General features: G+C 67.4%; 4 protein-coding genes and 1 pseudogene. All 5 read right to left on the bottom strand.

Translation table 11 applies throughout. From position 1 onward, the window contains the following. On the bottom strand, nucleotides 1-1,003 hold a 1,003-nt coding region (locus tag IB278_RS33390; RefSeq protein WP_192328749.1), incomplete at its 3' end, for a PAS domain-containing protein. Between the two features lie 33 nt (nucleotides 1,004-1,036). Beyond that, nucleotides 1,037-2,671 (bottom strand): methyl-accepting chemotaxis protein, encoded by a 1,635-nt coding sequence (locus tag IB278_RS33385; RefSeq protein WP_225613351.1) that lies wholly within the window; start codon nucleotides 2,669-2,671, stop codon nucleotides 1,037-1,039. 52 nt (nucleotides 2,672-2,723) lie between these two features. Beyond that, a complete protein-coding gene (locus IB278_RS33380) occupies nucleotides 2,724-4,766 on the bottom strand; it encodes a methyl-accepting chemotaxis protein (RefSeq protein WP_192328746.1) in 2,043 nt (680 codons plus the stop codon). A gap of 26 nt (nucleotides 4,767-4,792) precedes the next feature. Continuing rightward, nucleotides 4,793-6,523: a methyl-accepting chemotaxis protein gene (locus IB278_RS33375; protein WP_145747818.1), complete on the bottom strand. Its 1,731-nt coding sequence runs from the start codon at nucleotides 6,521-6,523 to the stop codon at nucleotides 4,793-4,795. A 22-nt stretch (nucleotides 6,524-6,545) separates the two neighbouring features. Next, nucleotides 6,546-6,922: pseudogene (locus tag IB278_RS33370) on the bottom strand (hypothetical protein); the annotation flags it as partial.

The following is a 6,922-nucleotide window of genomic DNA, read 5'->3' as shown; positions in this document are numbered from 1 at the left end:
CGGAAGCGGAGACGGCCAGCTGGTTGGCCTGGCGCGCGTTGTCGGCGTTCTGCTTGACGGTGCTCGTGAGTTCTTCCATCGAGGCGGCCGTCTGCTCCAGAGAACTCGCCTGTTCCTCGGTGCGCGAGGACAGGTCCTGGTTGCCCGCCGCAATCTGGGTCGAGGCCGACACCACGCTCGACACGTTGCTGTCCACATCCACCACAACGGCCGAGAAGTTCGCGCTCATCTGGTTCAGCGCGCGAAGCAGGTGGCGCATCTCGTCCTCGGGGCGGACCTCGAACCTCGCAATGCCCCCGGCGGCGATGGCCTGCGCCACCCGCACCGCCTGGTCCATGGGGCGGAAGACCGTGCGGTCGAGGAAATAGCCGAAGCCCGCCCACGCCAGCGCGCACACCGCGGCACCGGCAGCCCAGTCCTCGGGGCCGGCCCAGCCGAAATGGCCGGCAGCGCCGAGCACCAGCATCGATACCGCCGCGGCCGAGGTCGAGCCCAGCACGCGCAGCCGGATGGGCAGGCGGCGCAGGCGGGCCAGCAGGCTCGTCCAGCCGCGCTTGACGACCTCGCCCTGCCGGATCGCCAGGCCCTGGGCATGGCCTTCCCTGAACCTGCGGTAAAGCTGCTCGGCCTGCGCCACGTCCGCGCGATCGGGCTTGCTGCGCACCGACATGTAGCCCTCCACCTCGCCCCTGCGGCGGATCGGCGTCACATTCGCGAGCACCCAGTAGAAGTCCCCGTTCTCGCGCCGGTTCTTGATCACGCCGGTCCAGGGCAGCTCCTGCTTCAGGGTCTCCCACATGTCGGCAAAGGCCTCCGGGGGCATGTCGGGGTGCCGAATCATGTTGTGCGGCTTGCCGATGAGTTGCGCCACGGCATAGCCGCTGGCGGCCACGAAGGCCGGATTGACGTAGGTGATGCGCCCTTTCAGGTCGGTGCGCGACACCAGTGCTGCGCCATCGTCGAGCAGATATTCGTTGGCGGTAACGGGTAGATTGACTCTCATCAGTTCCAGATCGAAGGGTTTGTTTTTTTCTCGCTAGGCGAAGGCTGGCCCCGAGGTGCGCAGCGCCAGGCCCGTGCGGGCGTCGCCGGGCAGGCTTGCAGCAGGCGCCAGGTCTCTCCCGGCCTCGAGCCGGAACACGCTGACCGACGCCACCAGGCTCGCGGCCTGCTCCTGCATCGACTGCGCCGCGGCGGCCGCTTCTTCCACCAGCGCCGCGTTCTGCTGCGTCACCTGGTCCATCTGCGCGATCGCCTGGTTCACCTGTTCGATGCCGGTGCTCTGCTCCTGGCTCGCGGCCGTGATCTCGCCCATGATGTCGGTCACGCGCTTCACGCTGTCCACGATCTCGTCCATCGTGCGCCCCGCCTCGGCCACCTGGCGGCTGCCGGCCTCGACCTTGTCCACCGAGTCGTCGATCAGGCCCTTGATTTCCTTGGCGGCTGCGCCGGAGCGTTGCGCGAGGTTTCTCACCTCGGAAGCGACGACTGCGAAGCCGCGGCCTTGTTCACCCGCTCTTGCAGCCTCCACCGCCGCATTCAAGGCCAGGATGTTGGTCTGGAACGCGATGCCGTCGATCACGCCGATGATGTCGACGATCTTCTTGGACGAGCTGTTGATGGAGGCCATGGTGTCCACCACCTGGCCCACGACATTCCCGCCCTTGACGGCCACTTCGGAAGCCGACAAGGCCAGTTGATTCGCTTGCCGCGCGTTGTCGGCGTTCTGCTTGACGGTGCTCGTGAGTTCCTCCATCGAGGCGGCCGTCTGCTCCAGAGAACTCGCCTGTTCCTCGGTGCGCGAAGACAGGTCCCGGTTGCCGGCTGCGATCTGCTTCGAGGCGGTCGCGATCGTGTCGGTGCCCTGGCGCACCTCGCCGACCACCTTGGCCAGGCTCTCGTTCATGTGCTTCAGCGCCTGCATGAGCTGGCCGGTTTCGTCGCGCGAGTGGGCCTCGATGACCGAGCCGAGGTCGCCGCTCGCCACCGTTTCGGCCACCTTCACCGCGCGGCCCAGCGGCTGCGTGACGCTGCGCGCAATCAGGAAGGCGCAGCCCGCGCCGATCACCAGCGTGAGCACCGTGAGCACGATGCGCAGGTTGAAGCCTCGCTCGTTGGCCGCATCGATCGCATGGCTCATGTCGTCGATCGCCTTGCGCTCGAGCGCAAGCAGTTCGAGCACGCGGCTTTCATAGGCCTTGGCGGCCGGCTGGAAGGTGTTCTTGAACACCGCCTCCGCCTCGCCCGGGGTGCCACTGGCCTTGGCCTTCTGCACCGCGTCCTTGGCGGCCTGGTATTTGGCCCGCAGCTCGACGATGGACTTGAAGGTCGACTTCTCGACGTCGGTCACCAGCAGGGCCTCGACCTTGGCCATGGTTTCGCCGCCCTTCTTGACGCTGTCGGAGATGACGTCGGCAAAGGTGATGGGAAGCGTTTCGTCGGTGGTCCGGGCGATCATCGCGGTGCGCGCGATGGCCGAGTAGGTCAGCACGTACCAGTCGGAGATCAGCCGCTCCTTCGCGAGCGGGCTCTGCATCATCTGGCGGGTGGCCTCGGCATTGCTTCGGGCGGTCACCAGGGCGAACGCCGCCGAGACCAGGGTCAGCGCGAGAACCAGGCCGAAGCCGATGGTCAGGCGCGTGCCGATGCGCATGTTGGAAAGGAAGTTCATCTTGGAATACCGGAATACTGAATGGGGGTGAAGGGACGGCGAAGGCGCGGCCTCAGAGGGGCGCCACCTCGGGCGCGTGGTAATGGACAGGGCTGGTTTGCCGCAGGGCGGTGGCGGCCTGGCGCGGCGGGCCGTCCAGCTTGAACACGCTCACGGCCTGCACCAGGCTCGCGGCCTGCTCCTGCATCGACTGTGCCGCAGCGGCCGCTTCTTCCACCAGCGCCGCGTTCTGCTGCGTCACCTGGTCCATCTGCGCGATCGCCTGGTTCACCTGTTCAATGCCCGTGCTCTGCTCCTGGCTCGCCGCCGTGATCTCCCCGATGATGTCGGTCACGCGCTTCACGCTGCCCACGATCTCGGCCATGGTCTTGCCGGCTTCGCCCACCAGCGCACTGCCCATGTCCACCTTGCCCACCGAGTCGTCGATCAGGCCCTTGATTTCCTTGGCCGCTGCGCCCGAGCGCTGCGCGAGGTTGCGCACTTCGGAGGCGACCACCGCGAAGCCTCTGCCCTGTTCGCCGGCACGGGCAGCTTCGACCGCCGCATTGAGCGCCAGGATGTTGGTCTGGAACGCAATGCCGTCGATCACGCCGATGATGTCGACGATCTTCTTCGAGGAGGCATTGATCGAGGCCATGGTGTCCACCACCTGGCCCACGACATTCCCGCCCTTGACCGCCACTTCGGAAGCCGACAAGGCCAGTTGATTCGCTTGGCGCGCGTTGTCGGCGTTCTGCTTGACGGTGCTCGTGAGCTCTTCCATCGAGGCGGCCGTCTGCTCCAGAGAACTCGCCTGTTCCTCGGTGCGCGAGGACAGGTCCTGGTTGCCCGCGGCAATCTCGCCCGAGGCCGTCGCGATCGCATCGGTGCCCTGGCGCACGCCGCTCACCACGGTGGCCAGGCCGCCGCGCATCGACTCGACGGCCCGCGTGATGACGCCGATCTCGTCGCGGCGCTCGGACGACAGCGGCCGCGACAGGTCCCCTTGGCCGATGGCCTGCACATGCTCGCTCAATACGCGAAGCGGCCGCACCATGCGCCGGATGAAGACGACCAGCCCCGCGCCCAGCAGCAGCGCGGCCAGCGCCATGAAGCCGCCGAGCAGGCGCATCTCGCGGTAGAGATCAGCCATCACCTCCGAGGCGGGAATCTCCGCCACCACCAGCCAGCCGGCCGCGTCGCTCCTGCTCACGGACGCATAGCGCCGTCCCGCCTGCACCGGCAGGAGCACAGCGGGTGCATCGTCGATCCACGAGGCGTCCTCGCCCTTCAGGCGTGCAAGCCAACCTGCCGGATCTGCACCCTGCACAACCTCGGACAGCTTCTTGCCGGCCGCCGACGGATGGAACACGAGCGCGGCAGCGGCAGGATCTGCGCCCGGGTTGACGATGTAGAGCCCGCCCGTGTCGAAGATGCGGCTCTGGCCCACCGCTTCGCCGAAGGAGGCCTGCTGCTGCGAGATGTCCAGGCCGATGTAGAGCACCGCGACGACCTGGCCGGCCGCATCGCGCACCGGCTCGTAGACCGTCATGAAGGGGCGCCCGAACAGCATGGCGCGGCCGACGAATTTCCTGCCCGAGCGCAGCACCGGATACGCGGCGCTCTTGCGGTCGAGCAGCGTTCCGATGGCACGCTCGCCGTTCTCCTTCTTGACCGAGGTCGTGATGCGGCGGAAGTCTTCGCCCTGCACCACGAACACCGTGGCGTTGGCACCAGGAAAATCCCGCGCGAAGGCATCCACCTCGCCCGTGCTCGCGCCATCGATCGGCGTGCCGTAGCTGCTTACGATGCCTTGGGCAGCATCTTCGACAGCGAAGGTGGCCGAGAACTGGCGCCGGAAGACGCCGTAAGCGTTCTCCGCGGTCAGCTGCATGGTGCGGTCAAAGATGTCGAGCGACCGCGCAATCGCTTCGGCCTTGGCATTGGCGTATTGCGCGGCGCTGCGCTGCTGCTGCGCGGAGCCGATCGCATAGAATGCCGCGAGCAGCAGCACCGTCACCAGCAGAATGGCAAGGGCGGCCCTGACGGTGAGCGTGCGCGCCAGCGAGACGAAGGGGCGCGTTGGCTGGGACGAGTCCGTGGCTGCGGCTTTCATCAGGGTTCTTTCCTGTGGGGTGGGGTCTAGAACTCGGTCCAATCGCCCGCAGCACCCGCGGCGCCGCCGGCCAGGGTCAGCGGCGGAGCGGAGGCCACGGCTTCCTTCTTGCGCGGCTTCGCGGTCGGCCGGGCCGGCGCTTCGGGCGTGCGCGGTGTTTGCGCATGGAGGGCTTGCGCCCCGCCTTCGAGCCTGAACACGCTCACGGCCTGCACCAGGCTCGCGGCCTGCTCCTGCATCGACTGTGCCGCAGCGGCCGCTTCTTCCACCAGCGCCGCGTTCTGCTGCGTCACCTGGTCCATCTGCGCGATCGCCTGGTTCACCTGTTCAATGCCCGTGCTCTGCTCCTGGCTCGCCGCCGTGATCTCCCCGATGATGTCGGTCACGCGCTTCACGCTGCCCACGATCTCGGCCATGGTCTTGCCGGCTTCGCCCACCAGCGCACTGCCCATGTCCACCTTGCCCACCGAGTCGTCGATCAGGCCCTTGATTTCCTTGGCCGCTGCGCCCGAGCGCTGCGCGAGGTTGCGCACTTCGGAGGCGACCACCGCGAAGCCTCTGCCCTGTTCGCCGGCACGGGCAGCTTCGACCGCCGCATTGAGCGCCAGGATGTTGGTCTGGAACGCAATGCCGTCGATCACGCCGATGATGTCGACGATCTTCTTCGAGGAGGCATTGATCGAGGCCATGGTGTCCACCACCTGGCCCACGACATTCCCGCCCTTGACCGCCACTTCGGAAGCCGACAAGGCCAGTTGATTCGCTTGGCGCGCGTTGTCGGCGTTCTGCTTGACGGTGCTCGTGAGCTCTTCCATCGAGGCGGCCGTCTGCTCCAGAGAACTCGCCTGTTCCTCGGTGCGCGAGGACAGGTCCTGGTTGCCCGCGGCAATCTCGCCCGAGGCCGTCGCGATCGCATCGCTGGAATTCTTGATCCGCACCACGACCTCGGTCAGCTGGTCCTGCATGCGCTTGATCGAGAACAAGAGGCTGCCGGCGCGGGCCGAGCGGGCCTGCACACTTTCAGTCAGGTCGCCATTTGCGATGCGGCCGACCACATCGGCGGCATAGCCGGGCTCGCCGCCCAGCTGCCGTGCCAGCAGCCGCGCCACCACCACGCCGAGCCCCACACTGATGGCGATGCCGGCCAGCGCCATCAGCACCATCAGCAGGCGCGAGGTCTTGAAAGTGCGCGCGGCATCCTCCATGCTGTCCCTGGCCTGCTGGTCGCTGTAGGCCACCATGCGCTGAAGCACTTTCTCCAGCGCACGCGACTCCTTGAGCAGCTGCTCGCTCTCCTGCGGCACGCTGCCTTCGAACTGCGAGCTGTCCAGCGACTGCTTGGCGATCAGGTCGGCAAAATCGGCCATGTGCTTTCGCAGCGGCGGCATCAGGCGCTGGTACTGCTCGCTGAGTTCGCGGCCCTCGGGCGTCTCTTCGAGCAGCGGCTTGACCTCGGCCACGTTCGATTCGAGCGCCTTCACGGCGTTCTTCAATTCCGTGAAGCCGGCATTGCGCTCGCCCTTGGTACCGGCCGACAGCAGCCCCATCTGGGCGCGGCTCGCGTCGAGCAGGTGGATGTTGGCCGCCTGCACGGCCTTCATTGCGCGCAGGTCGTGGCTGTAGAGGTTTTCCGTCGAGGCGTTGATGCGCCCCATGTGGAAGATGCCGAGCCCGCCGACCGCGGCGCCTACCGCCGCGACTACGAGAAAACTGAGAACCAGCTTGGCGGCGACACGAAGCTTCAGGAACCATTTCATTTTGCTTTTCCTGCGGTGCGTGTCAGAACTCGGTCCAGTCGCCCGGCGCGGCGGCCTGGGCCGCGGCGAGCCTTGGGGCGGAACGGGTGCCGGCCGCGTGGCGGGCCGCTGCCGGCCGGGCGGGCGCCTTCAGCGCAGGCACCGCCTTGCGCGGCGGCAGCGCCGGCTGGACGCGGGCCTGCATCTGCACGAGCGGGCGCGGCGCGTTGTCGCTGTCGAGCTTGAACACGCTGACCGACTCGACCAGGCTCGCGGCCTGCTCCTGCATCGATTGCGCCGCGGCGGCCGCTTCTTCCACCAGCGCCGCGTTCTGCTGCGTCACCTGGTCCATCTGCGCAATCGCCTGGTTCACCTGTTCGATGCCGGTGCTCTGCTCCTGGCTCGCGGCCGTGATCTCGC

The sequence above is a fragment of the Variovorax sp. VRV01 genome (assembly GCF_014852545.1).
Classification (GTDB): domain Bacteria; phylum Pseudomonadota; class Gammaproteobacteria; order Burkholderiales; family Burkholderiaceae_C; genus Variovorax; species Variovorax beijingensis_A.
Note: the sequence above shows the minus strand (reverse complement) of the source record. Positions and strands in the feature narration are given on the sequence as shown.

What these genes read in the sequence shown, in the direction of transcription:
- IB278_RS33385 (WP_225613351.1), bottom strand. Translation starts at nt 2,671, where the DNA reads ATGAACTTCCTTTCCAACATGCGCATCGGCACGCGCCTGACCATCGGC.
- IB278_RS33380 (WP_192328746.1), bottom strand. Translation starts at nt 4,766, where the DNA reads ATGAAAGCCGCAGCCACGGACTCGTCCCAGCCAACGCGCCCCTTCGTC.
- IB278_RS33375 (WP_145747818.1), bottom strand. Translation starts at nt 6,523, where the DNA reads ATGAAATGGTTCCTGAAGCTTCGTGTCGCCGCCAAGCTGGTTCTCAGT.